We start from the raw sequence: 24,746 nt of genomic DNA, 5'->3' as shown, positions 1-24,746 counted from the left end.
GTTCTTATTTAAACCTTACAGGTTCTTAAAACCTGCAAGGTTTGTACGAGTTATCTACTCTTTAATAAATCCTGAATTACTTTATTTTTCACTTTTATAATTGTTCCGTGTTTATGCCCTTCGGGTATTGAAACTTCGGAAGTCACATCTTTAAAGGATTTAAAATCAGTTGTTTTATAGGCCGAATAAATCTTTTGTCCATAGGCATCAAAATAAATCAGCCAATCTTTTCCGGTTTTTACAACCGTAGGGCCTTCGGTTAATTTCGGGCTAAAAGTTTCAGACACATTTTTGTAAGGCCCCAAAGCTGACCTGGCAAAAGCTACCTTTAAATTGCGGTTCGGACGGGTATTGTCTTTCAGTACCAGTACATAATCTTTAGTTGCGCGTTTCACAATCACGGCATCAATAACACTAAAACCGGGATCAAGAAATAATTTCGGCTGAGAAAAAGTTATAAAGTCTTTAGTTGTAACCGAATACATGCGGTGGTTATTTTCCTCTTCTTCTATCCCTTTGGCAAAGCGGAATGGTATGGTTGATGCCCAAATAATTACAAATTCTTTTTTTTCATCATCGTAAAAAATTTCGGGAGCCCAAACATTAACGGTTTTAGGTTCGTTTTCCATTACTGGTAAAAATTGCTGAGCACTCCAGTGGATGAGATCTTTGGAGCTGGCATAACCAAAACCTTTATCGCCTTTCCAGCTGCAGGTCCAAACTAAATGGAAAGTGCCATCCGGACCCTGAACAATTGATGGATCACGCAATACTTTCTGCGTGCCAACTGCCGGTTTTAAGACCGTTTTGTTTAAATCGGTCCAGTGGTAAGCATCATAACTATACAACAGGCGCAAACCTTCTGTAGCCGGTTCGTGGAACGAAGTAAATAAGTAAGCCTGTTTGGAGCAGGAAGTTAACCCACAGCAAAGCAAACCAATTATAGCTAACCGAAATGATGATATTAACTTTGATTTTAACACGTTTTTTTTTGTTATTTCTTTACTTCCCTGATCGTCGTTCCCGCGCAGGCGGGAATCTCACATCCTTTAAATAGATTTCTCCATTCCGCTTCACTCCAGTCGAAATGACGATTATCTATATATTATCTAAAATCAACACCCAATCGTTACCATTTGCAGGTGTTCCCGGAGGATCAAACTCGTGGATCCCTTTGTTTTCAAATTCGCCAATTGGTGTGATTTTTCCTGTTCTTGGGTCAAACCACGATGCCTTTACATCATCACCATCAATTTTACCCATTTGTACTTTGAAATTTTGGCCTGTATAGGTATAAAAGAAGGCATAATCTTCGCCTCTTGTAGCGAGTACACGCTCGTACCTTTCTCCGTTTTTACCGGCAACCAGCGTCTGATCGGGTACGCGATCGAAATAATTATGCGATAACATCAGCTGTTTTAAATATTGCATTTGCGTTGCCCCTTTAGCATTCAGGGCGGTAATCCACTGGTCTTTTGGACCGTAAGCAGGTTTTTTATCCGTAAACTTGTACATCTGCATTACCGAATTATGGCCGTATGTGTAGCCAAAAGCCCCCGCAAAAACCGACCAGTAACCATACCTTCTCACATCAGCATCTTGCCAGCGTGGTTGGGTAGTATCGTGCAAACCCTGGGGAATATCTTCATACGAGGGTTCGCCATCGATAGTAGGTTTAACAGGCTTTAGCTTATAATCGGTTTCAATGTATTTCCAGTTGTCTTCGCCGTAGTGTAATTTTTCGTTTTTAGAAGTATCCTGTTCGTAACGGCGATGGCCCGATTGTACCATATCGAAATTGCTCCACGGCGAATTGTGGAACCATTGCGAAGAGGCTGTTCTGCCTCTTGGGTGAAAAGTAATTAGGTGATTCGGATCGTTGGCCCTTAGTGTCTGGCCGATTGCATTCCACACTTTCAAGCCGTCAGAACCTTTAATGTCGCCACCATTTAGCCAGATGATATTCCATCTGTCACGGTATCTTTTAGCTAAGAATTCGGCATATTTTTTGGCTTGCGCTTCTTTTACTTTTCCGGTTTTAACATTGGTTCCCCAAACGGGTACCAAGGCCATGTAAAGCCCTTTTTCGGCCGCCTTGTCTACAATGTAATCTACATGGTCCCAATAATCGTAAGCAACAGAATCTTTGGGGTTATTGCCTGGCGTAACCATTGGCCTGGACACATCAGCATGCACTACCGACGAATCTAAATACACATTGCGCGAGGGCACATCGTGCAAAACCATTACCTGGATTACATTAAAGCCTTTTTGCTTTCTATCTTCGAGGTAGGTATTGGCCTCTTCGCGCGTTAGCCTGCCAAACAGTAACCAGCCGGTATCGCCCAGCCAGAAAAAAGGTTTTCCGTCGCCGGTAGTTAAATATCTGCCATTTTCGGAAACCAGTAAGCTATTATCGCCAAAATACGGCTTTTTCTTACAGCCAAAGGCGAGTAAGGATATCATTGATAAAAGAAATATTTTAGATTTAAGCGTCATAACTAAATTTTATTGATGATAATTACCTCGTCGCCTGCACCGGTTTTACTGATTTTGGCAACTGTATTTCCGTTTATTTTCTCTTCTTTCAGTACTTTTCCGGTTTTAGGATTCAATACTTTCAAACTGAATTTCCCGCTGGTTTTAGTCAGGTCTACACTTATGGCTTCGGTGGTGGCGTTGTATAGAACATAGGTTTTTCCTGCGTTTTCCAAACCATATTGCTTTGTATTTTTTCCTACCGGAAGAAAGGCCTTGGTACCTGCAATGAGGTTAAGTGTAGCTTTATCGATATGATCTACGTTAGAAAGTGAACCGCCTGCCATCAAAATGGCCCATCCGAAATTATCGTAGCTATCGCCCGAATAGATTACCGCTTTTTCAGGGAATTTGGTTTTATACTCAGAAACAGCATGATAAACCTCTTCAAAAGATGTTTTCTTAGGTTTTAATAAGCGTGCGTGCTGACGTGGGGCAAGGCTTAAACCTCCTTGCGGTGCATAGGCAGTGCCATCGGCCTGATAGTGCCAATAGCGGATATCGATTAAATCGATTACGTTTGCGCGTTCCGGATCAGCTAAAATGGCATCCTGCACGTCTTTCGTTACGCTTAGCCCAATAATCGGGTGTTTACCGGTTTCCTTTTCCCATTCTTTAATGGTGTCGATCCAGAATTGTACAAAATGCAGAGGGCCTGTAAACTCAGCACCGATAAGCTGGATTACACCAGAGTTTCCGTCGAAATTTTCCAGGCATTTTCGGATATAAGCTTTATGGATTGCTCTGTGATGTGCATTGCTGATATCGTAAAACTGCTCTGCCATAAAAATGCGTTTATCGCCTGCATAAGGAACGGGCTCAGGGAAACCTGTACTGTTGATGTTATTTGCGGTACGCCATGGGAAATCGGCATAGTGTGCACCGGCTTCAATAATGTTATGCTGAAAATAGTTTTCGTGAATGAGTACCAAACCTTTCTGATCGGCCAGGTTAGCAAAAGTTTTTAAACGGTCCCAATACCAGAGGTTGTATTTGGTGATATCGTATTTACTCAAACCATCCCAGGCTTTATCCTGTCCGCTACGGGCAAAAGGAAGTTCGTAAAATGGTGCCCAAACTTCTCCGTCCATACGGCGGATACGCTCGTGGTCGTCTCTTCTCCTATCATACCAAAGGCCATAATTGTGATCAAGGATTTTAACCTGGCCATTTTTCATCGAATCGGTTATTTCCTCTAAATTATCGGTTAAGCCATTTCCTTCGCGGCCCGGTACAAAACGGGTAATGTGGAATTTCGTGTTTTTTAAGCCATGCGGACGGGCGCTGCCATTCCACCAGGGAACTTCCTGCCTGTCGCCAAGCACAATTTCGTTGCCACGGGCAATCCAGCCATTTTTTATGCTCATTATACCAGCTGTTTGCACGGTGCTGCTGCTGTGAAATCCTGAGCTGGTAACGGATTTAGCCTGACCTTTATCGGTTGGGATTTTATTCCTTTCTGCTGCCGAATCGATATATTCGGATAAGGTTAATGCAGGTTTATAAGCCAGTTTGGTGAGTTTAAGGGCAACATCAACAGGCGGACTGCTCGATGCTTCGGTTTCAACCGGAAGTACAAAGGTTCGGGCATCAACGCTGTTGCCTAACCTGTCTTTTAACTGGGCATAATACAAACTACGGGGCTGGATTTGCTCATTCGACATGTCCCAGTAACCGTTACCTGCAAATTGCGACCAGGTGCCAAAAGCCCAGTTTTGAGCAGTGGGTGGCTGGTAATTGTCGACTCTTGCTGCACTACACTGCCAAAAAACACTGTTTGCAGCACTCCAGCCTGCTCCCTGGCCATCCTGACCACGGTTCAGATAACTTAATGCCTGCCCGTCAATATTTACGATATCGAATAACACTCCCGAAGCCCAGCTATCGTAAGCGCCACTAAAACTAAATGGTAAATACGATTGGCATTGTACAAAAACATTAGGTCCGGGTGCGCAGAAACCAACCGCGAAATCGTGGTAGCCATATTCTGAATACAACCTTTGGAAAAGCGTTTGCTGGCCTGTGGTTAAAAAGGTATTGCGTCGTTCGCCACCAATTTCAGAAACCGGGGCTAAGGATTTACAATCCTCAACTGTAATTCTTTTGGCTGTAGCCAGAACATTCACTGCAGAACCTGCAAAATGCTCGAAAACAATCTGCCGTACCCAGGCATCTTCTGCGTTTTCGATGCAGATAGCTGTCCAACGATGATATTCGTCTTTAATATTGTCTTTGTGGTAATCTGATTCGAGTTTTAGGTTCTCAATACCAACCTTTGCAATGCGGCCATCCCATTTGTATTTAGCAACAGTTGCACCACCAATTTTGGCGTCGAGTGCGGTAGTAATGGGCGCATCGAAAGTTATGGTTGATCCGCTGATGGCGGTAATTTTACGGTCCCAGAAAATATCCCTTGTACCTGGTTTCCAGCCGAGCGCACTTTCGCCACCGCCAAACTCAACTGTTTTTAGTGTTTCAATCCACTCTTTTGTGGATGGACGTTGTATGGTGATTCTATCACCCACTTTAAATCCACTTGCATCGGCCAGCGTAAGTTGCATGGCATTAACAGGCACATACGTATCGTTAATGGCAACTGCCGCTTGTTGAATTTTGTTGTTTTTGCCCAAAATCCTGATTAGGCCGATACGATCTAAACCGGTAGCGAAAATCCTGGTGCCATTCTCTCCCATTCCGCTCCCCCTGATGATGACACCAGAAGCCGAAATTTTTAAGATTCCGGCAACCTGATAAGTTCCTTTTTCTAATAAAACTGCACCACGTAAACCATCCTTGCCCGGTTGCAGCGCAGAAACCATATCAATAGCACGCTGAATATACGGGGTCGCATCGCCCTCAACCACCGGAACCACAATTTTAACTGTAGCTGTGGGAATAGCTTTTTCGCCAGCCATGTAACCAGCATAAGAAAAATCGGGAATGCGGTTTCCCTGGGCATCAGCAGTGTACGCCATTTTACCATCTTTACCCTTAAATATGGGCTTAGGTGGCTCAACTGGTTTGGTTTTCTGACCAAAGGATACCTGGCTCACAAAAAACGCAATCACCAGAATGGAGATAGTTTTAAGTGATGGTGACTTTAATATGTGGTTAGTTTTTGGCATTTATGTTTTTGTTAATCAACTTAATTCAAATACGCGTCACCCTGAATTTATTTCAGGGTCGCTGTTAAAGAGATGCTGAAATAAATTCAGCATGACGATCGCGGATTGTATTTAAGCTTAAGGTCTCACTTTACTGATATCTACCAGGCTATTCAAATACACTTCAATATTCGCATAACCCGATTTTGTAATGCTTGCGGCATCTTTTCCATCTTTCGGGTTGAGGCCATGCTTAGTTTCCCAGGCATCCGGAATACCATCCTGATCGGTATCTAAGTAAGGTTTTCCATTGTATTCAGGATAGCCGCCAACCTGCGCAATATCCGAAATGATGCCTTGTTTATACGAATCGGCTGGTAAGCGTCGTTTAACATAACTTTGTTTAGCCGGCAGTTTCCCATCTTCTACGTGTTCTATTTTGCCTGTGCTAACCTGTTTTACAATGCGTTGATCAACAGCATCACGAACCGGCAAACTTGCCCCGGCATTAGCCAGTACATAATCGTAAGCTTTTTTGGTATCGATGATCGAAATTTTTGCCATTGGCAAAGGTTTATCTACACGCATCGAATCGAGCAGTTTTTGTTTATCGCGTTTGGTTTCTGGTTGTACGCCACCATCCCAGTTGTTTTGGGTTACTTTTGGATTGCCCTCAGTAATATTTCCGGTAACGTAAGCTTTACCAAATTCGTTGGCAAATTTTTTGTCTCTCCCCGATTCTGGCTTTAAGATACGATAAGAAATCGGTTCGCCGGCAGGTGTAATAGGTCCTGGTTTGTAGTAGTTGTTAACGAAACTATAAAAAGAAGCATTATCTCCGCCATCTGCACTGCGGTTCCACCAGTTGAAGATTACATTATTGGCAAAGCCGAAATCGCCATACATACCAACTGATGGATTACGGCTGATATTGGATGCCCACAAATTACGCATAAAAGTACTGTTCAAGCCGCCGATGGTACTGCCAAAAGCATGGTTGTAAGTATCTAAAGCCTCCGAAAAAATAGAGTTCTGAATGGTTACGTTCACAGTTGGTAGCTTTTCGGGCTTAGAACCATCTTTTTTATCATAAACATGGCGGTAAATCGACATGTTTTCATCCAGTCCCCAGCTTGCCGAAACGTGGTCGATGATGATATTTCCAACCGGATTGCCGCCAATGGCATCATCTCTGCGGGTTACATCAGTAGCGCCTCTGCGGAAACGCATGTAACGGATTACTACATCATGGGTATTGATCCAAACCGATTCGCCGGCAATACAAACGCCATCACCCGGGGCACTCTGGCCTGCAATGGTAATGTACGGTGCGCGGATAATCAGTGGTGTTTTAAGTTTGATGATTCCCGAAACATTAAATACAATAATCCTGGAACCACCCTGTTCGCAGGCTTCGCGCAGGCTGCCCTTGCCCGAATCGTTTAAGTTGTTTACCACGTAAACTTTACCCCCGCGACCGCCAAAAGAATAAGCGCCACCACCCTCGGCGCCCGGAAAGGCTACCAGTTTGGATTGAGGTAAGTCGCTGGGTTTGGCTGCCCATGGAATATAGGGTTTGCCATGTTTGGCCTCCTCATCGATAATGGATTTTACCTTCAGAAACTGAAGTTCCGATTTCTCTTCTATACTGTTTAAAAGCGAATCGGCTTTCTTTTCCATCGCCTCAGGTATAACCGGATATTGTGCAAATGCTACATTTCCTACGGCACAAAGGACCAGTACGCTAAAAATTGAGCTCCAGGTGCGCATATTATTTAGTGTTAGGTTTTACAATTGAAACCGGAACTACGCTGTTTAAATAAACTTCTATGTTTGAATAACCACTTTTGGTGATTTTAACCGCATCAGTAGCATCCTTAGGGTTCAAGCCGTTTTTGATTTCGTAAGTATCTGGCATACCATCATCATCAGTATCTTTGTAAGGTGTTCCTTTATATTCAGGATAACCACCTACCTGTGAAATTTCGGTAATAATGCCATGTTTGTAAGAATCTTTAGCTAAACGGCGGTGTTCGAACTGAAAAGCTGAAGGTTTGGCATCGGGATGAACTTCGATTTTGCCTGTAGCCACCTGTTTAATTACACGGGTATCAACCGGATCGCGTTTAGGTAAAGTAGCACCAGCGTTGGCCAGTACATAATCTTTAGCCTGTAGTGTTGGGATAATACTGATTTTAGGCATTGGGAAAGGTTTTTGTGCTTTCATGGCCGGGAAATATTTACTTGCCGTTTCGAAAGACATTAAGCCTCCTTTTTTATCTTCCATTTGTACACCGCCATTCCAGTTATCGCGGGTTACTTTTTCGTTTCCTTCGATGATGTTGCCATTAACATAAGCCCTGCCAAATACCACATAAGGTAATTTACTACGGCCCGATTCTGGCTTTAAAATGCGATAGCTGATTGGATCGCCAAGTTCGGTAACTGGACCTGGTTTATAAAAGTTGTTGATGATATTATATTGTGCAGTATAATCGCCACCATCAGTTGAGCGGTTGTTCCAGTTAAATACCACATTATTGGCGAAGTTGAAAATACCGTTCCAGCCGATTGAAGGGTTACGCGCACCGTTATCGGCCCAAAGGTTACGAACAAAGGCACAGTTCTCGCCACCTAAAGTGCTACCAAAAGCATGGTTCCAGTAATCTAGTGCTTCAGAAAAGATCGAGTTTTGAATGGTGATATTTACCGTGCCCAGTTTTTCTTCGGTTTTACCGGTACTATCATTGTACATATGGCGGTACATCGACATGTTCTCGTCTAAACCCCAGCTGGCCGAAACGTGGTCGATCATGATGTTACCCACCGGGTTGCCACCTATGGCATCATCCCTGCGGCCCACAAAAGTTTCGCCCCTTCTGAAACGCATGAAGCGTACAATTACGTCGTGTGTATTTAACCAAACCGATTCGCCGGCAACACAAACGCCATCACCAGGTGCAGTTTGACCGGCAATTGTAATATAAGGTGCACGAATAATCAGCGGTGTTTTTAAGCGGATGATACCTGCTACATTGAAAACTACAATGCGGGCACCTCCCTGTTCGCAGGCATCGCGCAAAGAACCAGGACCCTTATCGTTTAAATTTTTTACCACAATAACCCTACCGCCGTGACCGCCAAAACTATAAGCACCACCACCTTCAGCACCTGGGAAAGCCAAAAGTTCTGATTGTGGTAAATCATTAGGGCGGCCTGCCCACGGAATATAAGGTTTGCCCATTTTGGCCTCTTTCTCCATAATTGGCTTAGCTTTTTCCCAGGCAATATCCGATTGGTGATAAGCCTCTTTCATCATAGAATCGGATGATTTTTTAATGTCGGCCGGGATGTTTGGATATTGCGCAAATGCATAATTTACCGGGAGCGTTAATGCTGTTGCAAGCAACAGATTTAAAAGGTTCTTTTTCATTTGTGTTTTGCTTGTTTGGGAAGCGAAAGAATTTACGCAAATATTTTTGGTTAGCAGGAATGCCTGAACAAATTTATTAAAAATTGCGGCTCATTTCTTTGTTTATCCTTTGTTAGTATTTTGGTTAGAAAGTATATTATATTTCAAAGTTGCATGCAAATTGGGGTGGTTTACTGTATAATTTTGGCTATGTTTTGTATAATATTACCAATTGATAATATTAGCTGTAACAAATCAAATTCATTCTCTCAACCCTGTTACAAGATATAAATAAAATTCATATATAAATGTAACATTCTTAAATGAAAAAAGGAAACAAATTAATGTTTCCTTTTCCAAACCAATTATAAAAAAACCGGGGCGATGAGCAAACCGCCCCAAAAAATTATTAAAGCATCTATTGAAGCGGATCAAAGGGACCGCCCCAGGTATTATTTTGCTGTAAATTAAGGTTATTGTTTATTGCCGCTGTTGGAATACCATAGAAATAATTACCTGCCTGGAAATTAATGTTCTGGGTATCCAATGCTTTTAAACTTAATGTAAAACTAGAAGCGTACAAGGCATCTAATGAAGTTATGGCAGATGCTTCCCTGGTAGAAGCAATATAGTCGGTTGCTAACGTACCACTTCTGTTTAACTGAATTACAAGTGCATTTCTTTTCATTCCGTTGAGGGTCGATTCAAGCAGCTTTCTCCTTCGTAGATCAAAAAATCTTTTACCTTCAAATGCGAATTCTATCTGTCTTTCTTTCATAATAGCAGCGACTAAATCAATGCGTGACATGCCAGCACTTAAACCATACAAACCGTCGGCACCAGCCTCAATTCCAGCCCGTTTTCTTATCGCGATCAAATTTGCATAGGGTTCATCTGCTGCACCCAATTTATTCAATTCTGCTGCACTTTCTGCTAAATTCAGGAGCACTTCAGCGTAACGGATTTCAATCCAATCGGTTCCGATAAATGTACTTGGAGATGCCTTTGTCTCATCTACCCCCTTGCGTAAATAAAAACCGGTATTGCTCGCTGCCGTTGCTTCTGTTGTTTTATTTGTTGTACCTGAAGCTGCACTGTAATAATAGTATGTCCATAAACGGGTACCATTCATTACACTACCCCAGGTTGCTCCATTGTAGGCAATAGTTGCATTAAATCTTGGGTCTCTATTTTTATAGAATGTAGACATTGTATACGGATACTTTGTGGATGCTCCGGTTCCGGTAGCTGGCTTGCCATCCAACATTGGAAAAGCTAAAGTCATTTCGTAACTAGGCGTATATGAACCGCTTCCAGAAACAGATCTAGGTCTGGCCCCATTATCGAATGTGTTGTTATTCATATTAATATCTACCGAAGAAGTATTATATCCGGTTACGAGTACGGCTTCTGGATTTAATGGAGCACCAGTAGACGTTCCTCCTTCGGTTGTCCACATGGTATAGTCGAACTTTGAATAAAGTCCAAAACCGTTTGCAGATAAAAGTGTTACTGCAGTTTTATTTGCATCATAAGCAGCTTGCCATCTTGTTACATCGTTACTTGGATTAAACTCGGGGCTGGCATAGGTTAGCAATACCCTACCCATAAAAGCAGCAGCTGCGCCTGAAGTAATCCGACCATAATCGGCTTGTTTAGGCCATTTTGCAGGTAAGTACTTTACACAAGAATCCAAATCCTTTTTAATTTGAGCAAATACTTCACTGGTTTTAGCGCGAGGTGTTAAAGCCAATTGTTTTGCTTCATCACCAACGGCGTTAAGTGGCACTAAGATTAATGGTACCCCTCCGTACAGCTTAGCTAATTCAAAGTATCTGAATGCTCTCCAAAAATAGGCCTGAGCGGCAAATCTACGTTTCATGGCTATATCCAGGTTGCCTGCGTTTAAATCTCTTAAGAAAGTATTGATTGTCCTGATTTTTCCATAGCTATTATTATTCGCGTTAGCAACCCCTAAATCAGTAACACTTTCTATTGTTGCAGTACCTAAAACAAAAACATTACTTCCTTGACTTTCTTCTGTTAAATTATATGTTCCGGCAGAGTGAATAGAACCGCCTGTACTACCGAACCAATTAGGCTGATTTTGACTATATAAATAATCTACATTCAATTTTACCGTGGTTGAATCATTAAATACTTGCTCAGCAGTAAAATTTCCTACGTCTGATTTTTCTAAAACTTTTTTGCAATTTGTTAGCGAAATTACAGCTAAACTTAATGCAGTTATAACGAATATCTTTTTCATTTTTATACGTATTAAAAGCCAATATTTAAACCAAACGACCAAGTTTTTAGTGTTGGGTAACTATATAAAGCTGTTTGCAAATCTCTGTATTTACCAGGGAATGGGTTAATAAATTGAATTGGATTGGTAGCGACCGTAAAAATTCTGGCACTAGCCATACCTACTTTATTAGCAATTTTAGTTGGTATGTTGTAGCTTAAATTCAAACTTGTTATGTTAAAACTTGTCGCCTTAACTAACCAAAAGTCAGACGTTACTTCAAAATTGGTTCTAAAGAACGGATTAGGGTATGTGGCGTCTGTGTTTGTTGGTGTCCAGTGATCAACCCAATAAGCCGCTCTGTTATCATAAATAGATGCACCTGTTGCAGCACTAGATTGATTTGCTGGCTTTAAACCATCAATTGTTGTCCAGCCGCCCCATGAAACGCCCATAATTACATTTAACACCAATCCTTTATAGCCAACATTCCAGTTCAAACCCAAAGCATTATGATTATTTTGTCTGCTTTTGATGAATGCCTGATCTTTCTTATCGGTACTAATCACCCCATCACCATTCACATCTTCGTAATTGATCATGCCAGGTTGCAAGGCTTGTCCAAATATTTTAACATTGGCAGATCCACCTGCAGCTGTTGCTCTTTGTGCTATAATTGCATCAGCCTCAGCTTGAGTTCTGATAATACCTAATGATTTGTAACCAAATACACCTAAATCAGAAGATCTTCCGGTAACATCTTCAACTGTACCAACAATTGCTGCAGATTGATCTACCTTTAACATTTTATTGTCCATCCAGGTGTAGAACGGACTAAAACTGTAAGTGAAATCTTTTCCAATGTTATCTTTCCAGGTTGCAGAGAACTCCCAACCAAATGTGTTTGCATTGGTATAGTTTTCAGTTGGTGTGCTTGCTCCAATTGTAGCAGGAACTGATGAGCTTAATGATGTTAAAATATCTGTACCGTGATTCCAATAGTATTCTCCGGTAAATGATAGCCGATTTTTTAAGAAAGCCATATCAACACCATAAGAGGTTTTGAACTCTTTATTCCAGGTTACATCTGCGTTTGGAATCGCTAAATTTGGCTTAATCGCAATTGTTCTGTTATCGTTTCCATTAAATACAGCTCCTCCAGCGCTACCAGTACCTAAGTTATAATTGGCCAGATATTGATAAGCTTTTGTATTATCCACACCAGACAAACCAAATGAGGCTCTGAATTTTAACATATCTAACCACTTAAAATTATCAGCAATAAAAGATTCTTTTGATGCTACCCAGCCAACCGATGCAGCTGGAAAATTACCCCAGTTATTGCCCGGTGCAAATCGTGAGCTTCCATCTCTTCTAAAAATCGCTTGAAACAAGTATTTCTGATCGTAATCATAATTTAATCTCGAGATAATAGATTGGAAACCAAAAAGACTTACTGCTGATGATTGATTAGAGCTTGATGTACCTACTGCAAATGATTGGTAATCCAAGGCACCCGCCACTAAGCCTGTTGCCTCGGCATTAACACTCTCACTGTATTGTTCACGTTGCTCAAATAAAGCCAATGCAGAAATACTATGCTTTCCAAAGGTGCGATTGTAGGTTAAACCACCATTTATCTGGTAGCTATCAGCAAATGTTGGTGTTAAACGAACTTTATCCCCGTTTAACACATTAAAAGTACCTGTTAAATTTCCTCCCGGAATGTGGTTGTTTGCGCCTAACCCAGCGTATTTATAATAAACAAATGTGGTACCGAATTGCTTATTGTTAGCTGCATTTAAGTTTTTATTAAATGTTGCTGTAGCCATTAAGCCTTTAATTCCTGGAATTTCATAAGTTACTTTGGCTAAAATATTTGTTGATGTATTTGTACCGCCGGTATAGTTATTTGAATTTTGGATTTGGAAAAAATTGATGTTATCATTACCACCAGTATTACTTCCTCCAATAATTACCGGATTACCATTGATAAAATATTCTTGCCATGGCTGAACATTTTGTAACGATGCCGCGTCATTATCTAAATTCTCTGAGGTACTCGTTAATTTATACCAGTAACTTCTTGAATAACCAATATTTGCATTTAATGATAATGAAGTTACAAGACCTTTAGCAGGTTTTGCTTCTACTGAAGCCCTTAAACCATATTTATGCGAATTAATTCCTTTAAAGTTACTGTTCTGATTTACGAAATCGCCACCAATAAAATAAGTTACTTTATCTGTTCCGCCACTAATATTTGCTGCTGTTCTCCAAACGTAAGCTGGACCAAAAGCATCATTGAAGTAATCATGACTGTTATTAGCAAAATATTCTAACTCATCTGGAGTATACCAGGCAGCCGTTCTGGAACTTGCAGGCACGCCTGCTGTTACTAAATAACCGTCAGCATTAATGAATTTGTCTACTGGTACACCTGGTACAGTTTGAATATATGCTGATGCATTTGTATAATCATTTGAAAACGTTCCTAATTGCGAAGAATTCATCAATTTAGGCATAATGGTAGCGGTAGAAACCCCTAATGAATTGCTAATATTAAATTTTGGTGCTCCGATTCTTCCTTTTTTAGTTCTAATCATAATTACACCATTCGCACCTTGAATACCAAAAATGGCTGCTTCTGCGTCTTTCAGCACTGTTACACTCTCTACCTCATTAATATCAAGATTATCAAAGTCGGCTTGTGTCCTTATGATATCATCAATTACGAATAACGGATTGGTTCCTTGTCCGCCATCTTTAGCAAATACCACCGGATTACGAATAGTAATGGTAGTTCCTTGCCCTGGTCTTTGTGCTCCGCCAGAAACACTTAAACCTGGTGTAGTACCTTTTAAAGCCGATGTAATGTTTAAGGCAGGTATATCTTCTACAGTTTTTAAATCTGGTGTAGAAACGGAACCTGTTAAAGAGATTTTCTTCCGGGTACCATAACCCACCACCACCACGTCTTCGAGGTTTTTATTATCTGGAAGAAGTTTTACATTGATATTGTTTTGGGTACCCACCGTGATTTGCTGCCTTATATATCCGATATAAGAAAATACCAATACATCTGTGTTGTTTTTTACCTGGATGGTGTAAACGCCGTCTGCATTTGTGCTTACGTTACTGGGAATACCTTTGATGCTTACATTCACCCCGGGAATACCACTCCCGTCGGATTGATCAACAACCTTACCGGTAACCTTTCGGTCTTGGGCAAAGAGAATTGTACTTGCCATAAGCATAAGCAGCAAAGGCAAAGAAATTTTGCGTAAAAATTTTAAGTTCATCTTATTATTTGGTTAGTTTTTAACATGGTTTTGGAAGGCTTAGTCCTTCCATTTAATGCTCTGGTATTTATAATTTTGTCTTTATTATTATAAAGTTGCAATTGATTATCAGTAATAAGGAGATCAATGCTTTTTTCCTATATAAAAAAAAAATATAACGTCAAATCAACGTTTATTAAAAATGATACAAAAAAATAGAGGTAATTTGGCTCATTATATTTCAATCTCTGTTAATCCTTTGGTTAGAAAGTATATTATAATTTAAATTGTAATTAAAACATGGATATAGCTAGAATTGTAGTTAAATATTGCCTTATTTTTGTTCTGATAAAATAAAGTAAATACTCATTTATCCCTTTTCTTAATTGACAATACAATGTAGTGATAAATTCATATATAAATGAAATATTCTTAAATAAAAAATGATAAAAAATTTTCAGGTACCCGGCTTGATTATAATTAGTTTCCCTGAGCCTTTAATTTACGCCTTTTTTCCCATTCAATACCTTCTTTTTTAAGGTCGTAACCTGCGGCCGAAAGGTAATTATTAATGCGGCCTTTGTACTTTCCGAACCAGGCATGTTTTTTATCTGACGATTCTGCATCCATGGCGCGCTCGCGGGCTTCGGTTAACCAAACCAGAATTTGTTTTTTCTGATCTTCGGTTAAGGTTAAAATCTCTTCCTGGTAAGCTTTGTAGGTAAGTGGTAGTACGCCATAGGTCATTCCATTTTTAACACCTTCAATTTGCTCGCTGTTTAATTGTGCAGACAGTTTGCTGATGTATTTTTTATGAAGTTTGGCCAACGATGCCTCTACAGCACGGTCTTGTTTGGCCAAAGCCGAATCTCTCAATACTTTATTGTCTTTGTTCTTTTCTTTAATTTCTTTAACCTCAAGATCTCTCGCTGTGTAAATATCGTTCAGGTTACTGTATTGATCTCTGATGATTCCTGTAACTTTCTCTGCTTTTTTAGTATCGGTAATACCCAGGGGTACTACAATTTTAGCAGCACGCTCGGTAATGGTTTTGGTATAGGCGGCCTTATCGGCAACTGCATTATTTTGAGCAAAAACCGTGGTTGCAGCTGAGCACGTTAACAACAGGGCTAAAATCTGTGATTTCATTTTTTATATTTTTAATTAGAATTTCTTTTCTTACCAAGGTTTATATCTCCACAAAAATGCACTTTTATGCCCAGTTCGTCCATAGCAGCAGCTTTAATTCTACAGGCTTCGTGTGCACCGGCCTCATAATTGGTATATACTACCTGTATGTGGTTGGCTTTGTGGCGCACCATTAACTGGTCGCGGCTTACACCTTTTAAAATGGCTTGCATTATTGGCCATTCTGGTGTGGTTCCCTCCCATCTTCTTTTCGTTTCGGCTTCTGGTAATGATACCACTTCGCCTACACCTAAATCGCAATGTAATTCATTATCCTTTATATATACGCGGCTCCATACAATAAAGCCGGGTTTGCTAATGCCTTTTAACGAGCCGCCACCCAAACGGAAATACATGGCCGGTTGCCTCTCGCTGCTTGCGCCGGCATAACCATTTATAAAATGTGCAGGCGGTGCTGCGCCCGAAATCAGAAACAGCCATACGAAGCCATCAATTTCGCCATCTTTGTAATATTCACCCCAACGGATATCGTGCAGGGTATTTTCGCCGGTCATACCCAGTTCTTGCCAAAGCTGGTAGGTTAGCAAAGCATCTAGGCCGGCACATTCATCTACTTCATTAAAATGAGGCAAAGCCTTTTTGGCATAAAGTTCTTTGCCGTTTAACGCATATACAGGCGGACGGTCTTCATTGTTTAATAATCCTTCAACCAGGTCGCTTGAAACAGTTAAATCTTTTAATCCCTGCTGGTATTGTATGCCAATCGTATCGCAACTAAATTCATCAGCAATGCGTAGGGCTGCAATATACATGCGGCATTGTTCGAGGGTTTGCCTTTTGGTTAACTGTGTGGCTTCTTCAGTGCCCCAGTTAAAAGTCATTCCTTTTTGCAAAAGCCAGTTTAAAACATCTTCAGCTTCCTGGTCAGTAACCTGAAGCATAGCCGCGTATAATGCCGACTGACTAAGGCGTTCTTTAAAGAAACCAGTGCGGTGTAGCAGTTCATCAGGAATGATAGCATTGTACATACCCATACATCCTTCATCAAACACACCCATAATTACTTTTCGTTCTTTCAGGTTTTTGGCAAAATCGCGACCTTTTTTATCATCGCTTGATGGAATTTTATTTAGCGCAAAACTTTTAACGTGACTTTGGTCATAACTAACTTTTCCGGTAGTGAGCCATTCCTGTAAACCGTCGTTAAAAAAATCATCGGTAAAATTTTCGCTCCATAAAGTGCTGTACGGAATTTGTGCTTTGGTTAAGCAGCCGTTCAGGTTTAGCATACCCACCAGTCCCGGCCATTGTCCGCTCCAATTGGCAACCGTTAATATCGGGCCGCGATGAGTAGTTAAGCCGGCCAATACATGGTGTGAGTATTGCCAAACGCTTTCTGCAACGATTAAAGGCTGCTCAGGATCTATTTTCCGGAAGATATCCATGCCCATTCTTTGCGAATCGATAAAGCCGTGTTTTTTATCCGGATCGTAAGGGTGTGCACGTTTAACCGTCCAACCAAATTTCTCAATTGCGGCAGTTAATTTTTGCTCCATTTCGGCTTGCGCTTCCCAGCAACTCTGGTTTGCCGAAAGGCGTAAGTCTCCGCTGGAAACGATAAGAATTTCGCTTGGTTTATCTGGTCTCATATTTTATTAATGAACATAAAATTTATAGGAAAATAATTTGTTCGTTTGTAATTTGGTTATGACATTGTGCCTCTATACAAAACTCAGCAATGAAATACAGCATTTTATAATGTTTTTTATCAAATTAATATAGGATATTATCATTTATCTCCCTAAATTAGGCTCTTGCAATTGGTGTACGCACAAACATCAAACGCAGACCTAACCAAATGTTTTAATTAAAATCATGAAACCTCATTTTCATAAAGTTCCCATTACCCTGCAAAGTTCTTTCAGTATCCGTCACGATATTAAACCCGATTTCGGCAACATCTGGCATTACCATCCGGAGCTGGAATTACACTATGTGATTAAGGGTGAAGGTGTGCGTTTTATCGGCGATAACATCAGTAATTTTGTGCCTGATGAAATGGTATTGCTAGGTGAAAACCTACCCCACACCTGGCGCTGCAAGGATGAGTATTTTCAGAACAACCCCGATTTAACTACTGAGGCAATGGTGATCCACTTTCTCCCCGATTGTTTGGGCAAGTACATGCTCACTTTACCAGAGGCTTACCTGATTCCGAAACTATTTGAAAAGGCAAAAAGCGGAATGGTAATTAAAGGGAAGGCGAAGGATAAACTGATTGATTTAATGCGCGCCGCAGTAGATGCTACTAATCTTGACCGGATTATTATCCTGTTATCGATTTTAAAAACATTGGCCGAAACTGATGAGTATTCGACCATTGTAACGAGTAAAAATACTTTTTACCAGAGCAATGAGTCTGAAACATTGCGCATTAATAAGATTTGCAATTATACCTTGAGTAATTATAAAAAGGATATCACTTTAGAAGAAGTGGCTTCCTTAAGCAATTTGAGCGTGACTTCTTTTTGTCGTTACTTCAAGCTGATGACTAAAAAGACTTTCTACGATTTTCTGATCGAAATCAGGGTGAGTCATGCCTGCCGCTTCTTAATCGAAAATAAATTGCCAACTGAGATGATTTGCTTCGATTGCGGTTTCAATAATGTTTCTAATTTTTACAGGCACTTTAAAAAAGTAACCGGAATGACCCCACTCGATTATAAAAGGAAGTATTTGAATTAAAATTTTTAAACCTTACAGGTTTTTAAAACCTGTAAGGTTTAACTATTCCTTTTATATGAACACCTCAATATTTAAATCACATCTTAAGGCAGTATAATCATCAAACAATTTTTCTACTTCTTTAACCACATTTGGTGTAAAGGTGCCTACGTTTCTACGGGTAAATGTAGAGATGTTTAAGCCACGTTTTTGCAGGAAATATTTAGAAACTACCGGATAAACGTTGTGCATCACATCCATGTTATCAATTAAAAACTGTTGTACTTTTTGTACTTCATCTTTAACGGCTTCATCGTTATAGTGATCGCAAAGCCACACAATCAACTCTGGGAAATAATTGCCCTGAATACAAGATAAACCAGCAGAACCTGCCTTTAAAGATGCTACGGCATGTACCACATAAGCATCATAAAGTCCAAAAGCGTTACCGTCGGTCAGTTTTATTTTTTGCTTAATGGCTTCAATATCGAGCGAAGTATCTTTATGGTAAATTACACGGCCTGTAGCAACAAAATCAGCAAGTTGTTCGGGTTTTATTACTCTTTTGTAAGGCACTGGACATTCGTAAAAACCCAAAGGGATATCGTTGGTTTGTTTTAACAGATCGAAAACACGATCGTTAAAAATGGTATCGTTTTCGTTTTCATCGGCCAGTAAACTAGTTATGGCAATAACTGCTTCAACGCCGGTGTCGCTCACTTCTTTTACAAAATCCGCTTGTTTGGAAATGGGGCCACCAAAGGTGCCGGTAGCCACCACCGGTACCGCACCATTAACCACTTTTACGACATGTTTTATTGCCTGAATACGCTCCTTATCTGTTAATTCGAACATTTCGCTCGAAAGGCAATTGGCAAATAAACCCGACGACCCAGCCTGCAAATAAATTTCTGTAAGCTGGGTAAGTGCCGGATAATCGATATTTCCGTTGCTTAAAAAAGGCGTAAGCATAACCGGGATGAACCCTTTTTGTGAGTTTTCCATTGTATTCTGATGGGATAAAATTGTTCTAAATAATTGCCGGTTAGACCTTAACCGGGGCCTGGCTGGCCGTTTTAATTTTTCTGTTTTTAATTTTCGTCAGGAAAAGCCCTGTTAAAAAAATGGTTAAAGTACCGGTTACGATAATCATGTTTTTATGCAGCGGATTTCTAAAAGCTTCATATTCCGGAGGAAGAAGTGAAGAAAATGTCATCCATATAATTACGGCTATGCCGATAATGGTTGCGGTTATGGCCTCATGGTTTTTGGTTTGCCTGCTGATAATACCCAGTAAAAACAAGCCCAGCATACCGGCAGCAAATATGCCAGATAGCTCCCACCACACATCCAGTATGCTTTTTACCCCAATCATGGCAATACCGGCAATCATGCCCAGCAAGCCAAAAGCTACTGTTGCGATGTGTAAAAGCGATAAGTTTTGCTTTTCGCTAATTGCAGGTTTAAAATACCTTTTATAAATATCGACAGAAAATACCGTTGCCGAAGCATTCATGCCCGAACTGATGGTACTCATGGCTGCCGATAAAATGGCCGAAACAATTAAGCCCACTAAACCTACAGGTATTTTAGTTACCATAAAATGCGGCATAATTTTATCCCCGTAATCTGCAGGCTGTAATGCATTTTGTACTTTCAATATTTCAGCTGCAGAAGCATGTAAGGACAAGCGTTCTACCGCTACCTGGTGTTTAATGGATTGAACCAACTCCGGGTTAATTTCGTAATAGGCGAATAAGCAAGATCCTATAATAAAGAATAATAAGGATGCCGGAATATATAACCACACACACAACCAGATTGATTTCGATGCCGCCTTGCTTGATGAAGCGGTATGGTAGCGTTGAATGTAGTTCTGGTCCATACCGAAATTGTTCAAGTTAATGAAAAAACCATAAAGCAGTACCACCCAAAACGACGAACTGATAAAATCGGGTTTGAAACTACCCAGACTAAATTTGTTGGCCGTTTTTCCAATCTCTACAATTTTAGCTACCCCGCCTGGCATATTGCTGATGATCAGATAAAGGATGAGCAGCGCGCCAAATGTTTTCACAATGGCTTGTACTACTTCTGTCCATATTACCGCTTCAATTCCTCCTAAAACGGTATAAACAATGATACAGATCCCCATTACAATCATAATCAGCTGCATCGAGTAGCCGGTTAAAGCCTGTAAACTCAGTGCAATACCGAAAAAAATGGAGCCCATCCGTGCCAGTTGCGTCAACAGGAAGCATACTACTGCATATACTCTCGCCCAGGCACCAAAGCGCTTTTCGAGGTGGGTATAAGCCGATATTTCTCCTGTATTTCTGTAAAAGGGTACAAAATATTTGGAGGCTACCCATGCGGCCAGGGGCATAGAAATGCTAAATACAAAAGCATTCCAGTTACCGCCAAAAGCTTTTCCGGGTACTCCTAAAAAGGTGTTGCTGCTTAAAAACGTTGCATAAATAGATAAACCTATTGCCCATCCGGGAATGAGGCCCGAAGCTTTTGTAAATTGCTCGGCATTTTTATTTTTCCTCGAAAAATAAACACCAACTAATATCATTCCAACCAGATAAATGGCGATAATCGCAAGATCGAATATAGGTAGACCCTTCATTATTGGTTGGCTCGTTTATTAATTTGGTTAAAACAAATATGCGTGTCTAAATAGCTGTATTCATATAAGATTTTGGCTACATATTGTACCATCTTATCTTATTGAACATCTAAAGCGTCGATACTGAGCCCTTTGGTTTCGGTAGCAACAATTCTCAATTGATAGGCGCCCGCATTAATCATACTGCCGATATTGGTACTGTAATAGTTCCATTTACCAGCCTTGGTTGGTGCAAATTCTACCTGTTCTGTTTTCATTAAAGTTCCATCTGCCGATAAAAATTTGAGTTTTGCTTTCAGCACCTGTTCAAACGGATTGTGGTATTTAATGGTTAAAGAGTAAGTATCGGCAACACCTACAGCAATATGCCAGGTTAAAACGGCATCAGTATTGGCTTTAAAAGTTACCCGTTCTTTGCCCATCAGTTCTTCTTTTGCAATGTTGCTACCTTTTAATGCGGCATCAGTTGCTTTGTAGGTTGTGGTGCTTTTTAAATCGTAAGCGGGTTGTAAATGGGTAACAGGTAAAACGAAAACAGTTGCTGTGCGGCTATCAAAAATAATTCGTTCCCGTGGATTAAGCCTTTTGCGATACAGTTGGTAGGTTTCTGCCTTACTATTGGTTAATGCGGTTTTGATATCTTCGAAACCTTGCGGCACACTGCTGTTGCGGTTCAATGCCACAAAAGTGTCTACCGTATCTGTTGCGGTAAATTCGATACTCTCCTGTCCACGAGAAGCTTTAAGCCATTCGGCACCAAACAAATTGGATGGCAAATTGGTAAAACCTGTATTTTCTCCGATAAACTGCTCCTCGCCTATATCGAGCCAGTTATGCAGCTCTGCGTTTTTTATTTTAGTTAAAAGCGATGGGCTTGCTGGCGCAGGCTTAATGTTCGGGTTTAAGCTGGCAATGGCTATAGCCGAAATAACTGCCTGCCCAACTTTTACCTCCGGAAAATTGATAGTTAGTGCGCCACCCTTAACTGTAGTTTTGATAGTTTTCTTCAACAAAGCATTGCTGCCGGCTTCTTTCCAAATGTCTAAATCCTGTATTACCGTTTTACCGTTTAAAGCTACATCGAATAAGCGCATTCCTTTCGCATCTAAGCCTCCGCCAATGCCTAACCAGGGTTCTACAAAGTAAAGTTCGACAAAATATTCGCCATCAGGCAATGGGAAGTAATATTTCAGCCGATCGCGGCCATATCTGAAAGTTTGAAATAATTTCCAGTCGGATGTACCGGCTATGGGTTGAAAAGTACGGCGCTGACTGGCAAAAAAAGTGGGTACACCCGGGAAATCTTTTGTCCAGGAGCTTGATCCAAAACAGTTGTTCGCCGTTAAATTCCTGTCGGCCGACCATTTATTGCCATTAGTGTCGATATAATCATCGCCACCACAATTCATTCGGTAAACATAATGATAGTTTTTTTCTGGTCTTGTAATTTGCTTCTCGCTAACCAGCAAGTTGAAATTCGGGCTTTGGGGTAAATTCTGCAAAACGATCTGATCTTTAGCTACTGCTTTCCCGTTAACATACCCCACAGCGTATAACACATTGTATTGAACATCAGGCTTATCCCATTGGAAATGCATACCTATGGCACCACGTTTTCTTTTGCCTAGTGAATGGCCGTTAATGTCGTTAAAAAGCTCAACTTCATCACAGTTCGAGTATGCCACTACACTATCTTTTACACCGGCTTTGCTCCAGCGGTTTGGCCAGGTATGCGATACAATGTAAGCCATTGGTTGTGTTGCTTTTGGCGCATAATTAGCCCTAAACATGTAAAAAACATCGGTAGGTTCTTCCCAGGGGGTAAACATGCCTTTGTAATTTACCGGACCAATCCGATCTAAATCGCGAAGCCCCTCGCCACCCTGAACCCGTCCCGGATTATCGTGAGAACTGTACAACCAGAAAAAATGACCAGCTGTTTTATCTTTCACCGACTCGGCAAGGCGTACTTTGGTTTCCATTAAATCTGTCATTTTGTTTTCGGTATAACCTTTACCAGCCGCATCAACATCATGCAGATCAATGGTTCGCCAGGCACCATACTCGCCTACTAAAACCTGTCTTTGCAAATCTTCGTCATAAGTTAAAGGATTGCCGCCATAAGTGCCTGTCCAGTTTTGGGGCACATCCCAATCGGTGCCTTTACCGCCATTGCAGGTGGTTACCTTTCTTTGCGATGAAGCTGTTGGATCGAGTTTGCGGATTAATTCGGTGCACTCGCGGGCAAAATCTTCGGGCAAGGTACTTTCGTTTTCCAATCCCCATAAAACCACTGCCGGACTGTTCCGTCTTTCTTTTACCCAATCGGTTAAGAGTGTTTTGAAATTTTTTCTAAACTCAGGCGTATCGTACCATATATGAGCTGCCATTTGTGTCCAGCACAAAATCCCTTCCTTATCCCAGTAATCTGAGTACAGTAAATTGTGCGGCTGGTGCGCATCGCGGAAAGCATTAAAACCGGCCGCTTTAATCTGCATCACCCGCGAACGGATCTGCTCAAGGCTAAAAGCATGGCTCTGACCAATTAAATGCTCATATTCGGCAATTCCATTGATAAAAACAGGCTTTCCGTTTAATAGAAATACCTTTTGACTGGCCTGTTCGCCTATAGGCCAGCTAACCCAACGAATGCCATAAGGCGTTAATTGTTCATCGAGTATCTTGCCATTTTCAATAATTATTGTTTTTAAAGTATAGCGATAGGGATTTTCAAGCGACCACAGTTTAGGGTTAACAATGGTAGCGGTTTTTTGCGCCACATCTATTTCCTTTCCTGCCACGAGATTAACATTGCGTCTTAATACCTGTACCACTTTTCCGGAGGCATCAAGCAAGGTGTTGGAAACTGTGACGAACCTGTTTTTGGAACTGTAATTTTTTAAGGTAGTGGTGAAGTTTAAAACAGCCGCTTTTTCCGAAACTTGATTGTCGTTCCAGATGTGTACGCCAAAAGGCATTACACGCACTTCGTTGGTAACAATCAAATGTACCGGCCTAAAAATGCCCATGGGTTGCGAGCCTTCTGAAAAGCCACGTTCGGTAGAACAACCACCATCAACCCAGGGTAAATCCTGGATATTGGCTGGATGATCGGCTCTTACTGCCAATATATTTTCACTGTTATTGAGTTTAATTGCCGCCGTAACATCGAGCGTAAATGTTGTTCTGCCTCCAGCATGGTAGCCTACTTTTTGACCATTAAGCCAAACTGTTGCATAAGAACCCACACCCTCAAAATATAAAAAGAACCGCTTACCTTGTTTAATTTCATTAGTTTTGAATGTTTTGCGGTACCAGGCATAGCCATGCTTGTTGCCATGCAGTTTGCGTTGGTAGCCTTCGTACTGATCCCAGGTATGCGGCACATTAACTTTTTTCCAGTTTCTAGTTTGATAGGTAAACGCCTGAAAGCCATCAAAAGCAGTGCTGCTTTTCTCGTCGGCAACCGTAAGCCAATTGGTGTTTAAGGAAATATCTTTGCGGATTTGGGCTTTAGCAAAGTTTATATTCCATAAGATCAATAAAATGAAGAAATGTTTCGACATATTGATTTTAGGTTCGTGTAGACATGAACCAGGGCCTCGGAAGTATCTATTACAGGAGATTGCTTCGTCGTTCCTCCTCGCAATGACGATTT

General features: G+C 40.9%; 13 protein-coding genes. 1 reads left to right on the top strand and 12 read right to left on the bottom strand.

The features are described 5' to 3' along the window. Window positions 1–50: 50 nt before the first annotated feature. From DBR40_RS19370 to DBR40_RS19330, 9 genes are all read right to left on the bottom strand, one after another. Window positions 51–983: a glycoside hydrolase family 43 protein gene (locus DBR40_RS19370; RefSeq protein WP_233603939.1), complete on the bottom strand. Its 933-nt coding sequence runs from the start codon at window positions 981–983 to the stop codon at window positions 51–53. A gap of 115 nt (window positions 984–1,098) precedes the next feature. Further along, window positions 1,099–2,466, bottom strand: a complete 1,368-nt coding sequence (locus tag DBR40_RS19365) for a glycoside hydrolase family 140 protein (RefSeq protein ID WP_233603938.1) — start codon at window positions 2,464–2,466, stop codon at window positions 1,099–1,101. Between the two features lie 35 nt (window positions 2,467–2,501). Next, the gene (locus tag DBR40_RS19360) at window positions 2,502–5,663 is read right to left on the bottom strand and encodes a DUF6298 domain-containing protein (protein WP_124561398.1); all 3,162 of its coding nucleotides are present in this window, start codon (window positions 5,661–5,663) and stop codon (window positions 2,502–2,504) included. A gap of 117 nt (window positions 5,664–5,780) precedes the next feature. Beyond that, window positions 5,781–7,412, bottom strand: coding sequence for a polysaccharide lyase family 1 protein (locus tag DBR40_RS19355; protein WP_124561397.1), 1,632 nt, complete (start codon window positions 7,410–7,412; stop codon window positions 5,781–5,783). A 1-nt stretch (window position 7,413) separates the two neighbouring features. Then, window positions 7,414–9,075 (bottom strand): polysaccharide lyase family 1 protein, encoded by a 1,662-nt coding sequence (locus tag DBR40_RS19350; protein WP_124561396.1) that lies wholly within the window; start codon window positions 9,073–9,075, stop codon window positions 7,414–7,416. A 397-nt stretch (window positions 9,076–9,472) separates the two neighbouring features. Continuing rightward, a complete protein-coding gene (locus DBR40_RS19345) occupies window positions 9,473–11,323 on the bottom strand; it encodes a RagB/SusD family nutrient uptake outer membrane protein (protein ID WP_124561395.1) in 1,851 nt (616 codons plus the stop codon). Window positions 11,324–11,334: 11 nt separating this feature from the next. Next, a complete protein-coding gene (locus tag DBR40_RS19340) occupies window positions 11,335–14,604 on the bottom strand; it encodes a SusC/RagA family TonB-linked outer membrane protein (RefSeq protein ID WP_124561394.1) in 3,270 nt (1,089 codons plus the stop codon). A 459-nt stretch (window positions 14,605–15,063) separates the two neighbouring features. Beyond that, window positions 15,064–15,732, bottom strand: a complete 669-nt coding sequence (locus DBR40_RS19335) for a DUF3826 domain-containing protein (protein WP_124561393.1) — start codon at window positions 15,730–15,732, stop codon at window positions 15,064–15,066. An 11-nt stretch (window positions 15,733–15,743) separates the two neighbouring features. Then, complete coding sequence (locus DBR40_RS19330) at window positions 15,744–17,381, bottom strand: fucose isomerase (protein ID WP_124561392.1); 1,638 nt, start codon at window positions 17,379–17,381, stop codon at window positions 15,744–15,746. A 226-nt stretch (window positions 17,382–17,607) separates the two neighbouring features. Here DBR40_RS19330 and DBR40_RS19325 point away from each other — a divergent pair, with 226 nt between their 5' ends. Next, complete coding sequence (locus DBR40_RS19325) at window positions 17,608–18,477, top strand: AraC family transcriptional regulator (RefSeq protein ID WP_124561391.1); 870 nt, start codon at window positions 17,608–17,610, stop codon at window positions 18,475–18,477. Between the two features lie 51 nt (window positions 18,478–18,528). On the opposite strand, the gene DBR40_RS19320 is transcribed toward DBR40_RS19325, so the two are convergent. The 3 genes from DBR40_RS19320 to DBR40_RS19310 all read right to left on the bottom strand — a co-directional run bounded on the left by DBR40_RS19320 (window position 18,529) and on the right by DBR40_RS19310 (window position 24,654). Next, window positions 18,529–19,461, bottom strand: coding sequence for a dihydrodipicolinate synthase family protein (locus DBR40_RS19320; RefSeq protein ID WP_124561390.1), 933 nt, complete (start codon window positions 19,459–19,461; stop codon window positions 18,529–18,531). Between the two features lie 40 nt (window positions 19,462–19,501). Beyond that, complete coding sequence (locus tag DBR40_RS19315) at window positions 19,502–21,088, bottom strand: sodium:solute symporter (RefSeq protein ID WP_124561389.1); 1,587 nt, start codon at window positions 21,086–21,088, stop codon at window positions 19,502–19,504. A 98-nt stretch (window positions 21,089–21,186) separates the two neighbouring features. Further along, window positions 21,187–24,654: a malectin domain-containing carbohydrate-binding protein gene (locus DBR40_RS19310; RefSeq protein ID WP_124561388.1), complete on the bottom strand. Its 3,468-nt coding sequence runs from the start codon at window positions 24,652–24,654 to the stop codon at window positions 21,187–21,189. Between the last annotated feature and the right edge of the window lie 92 nt (window positions 24,655–24,746).

The organism is Pedobacter sp. KBW01, assembly GCF_003852395.1.
Lineage (GTDB): Bacteria > Bacteroidota > Bacteroidia > Sphingobacteriales > Sphingobacteriaceae > Pedobacter.
This window is presented reverse-complemented; position numbering and strand designations above follow the sequence as displayed.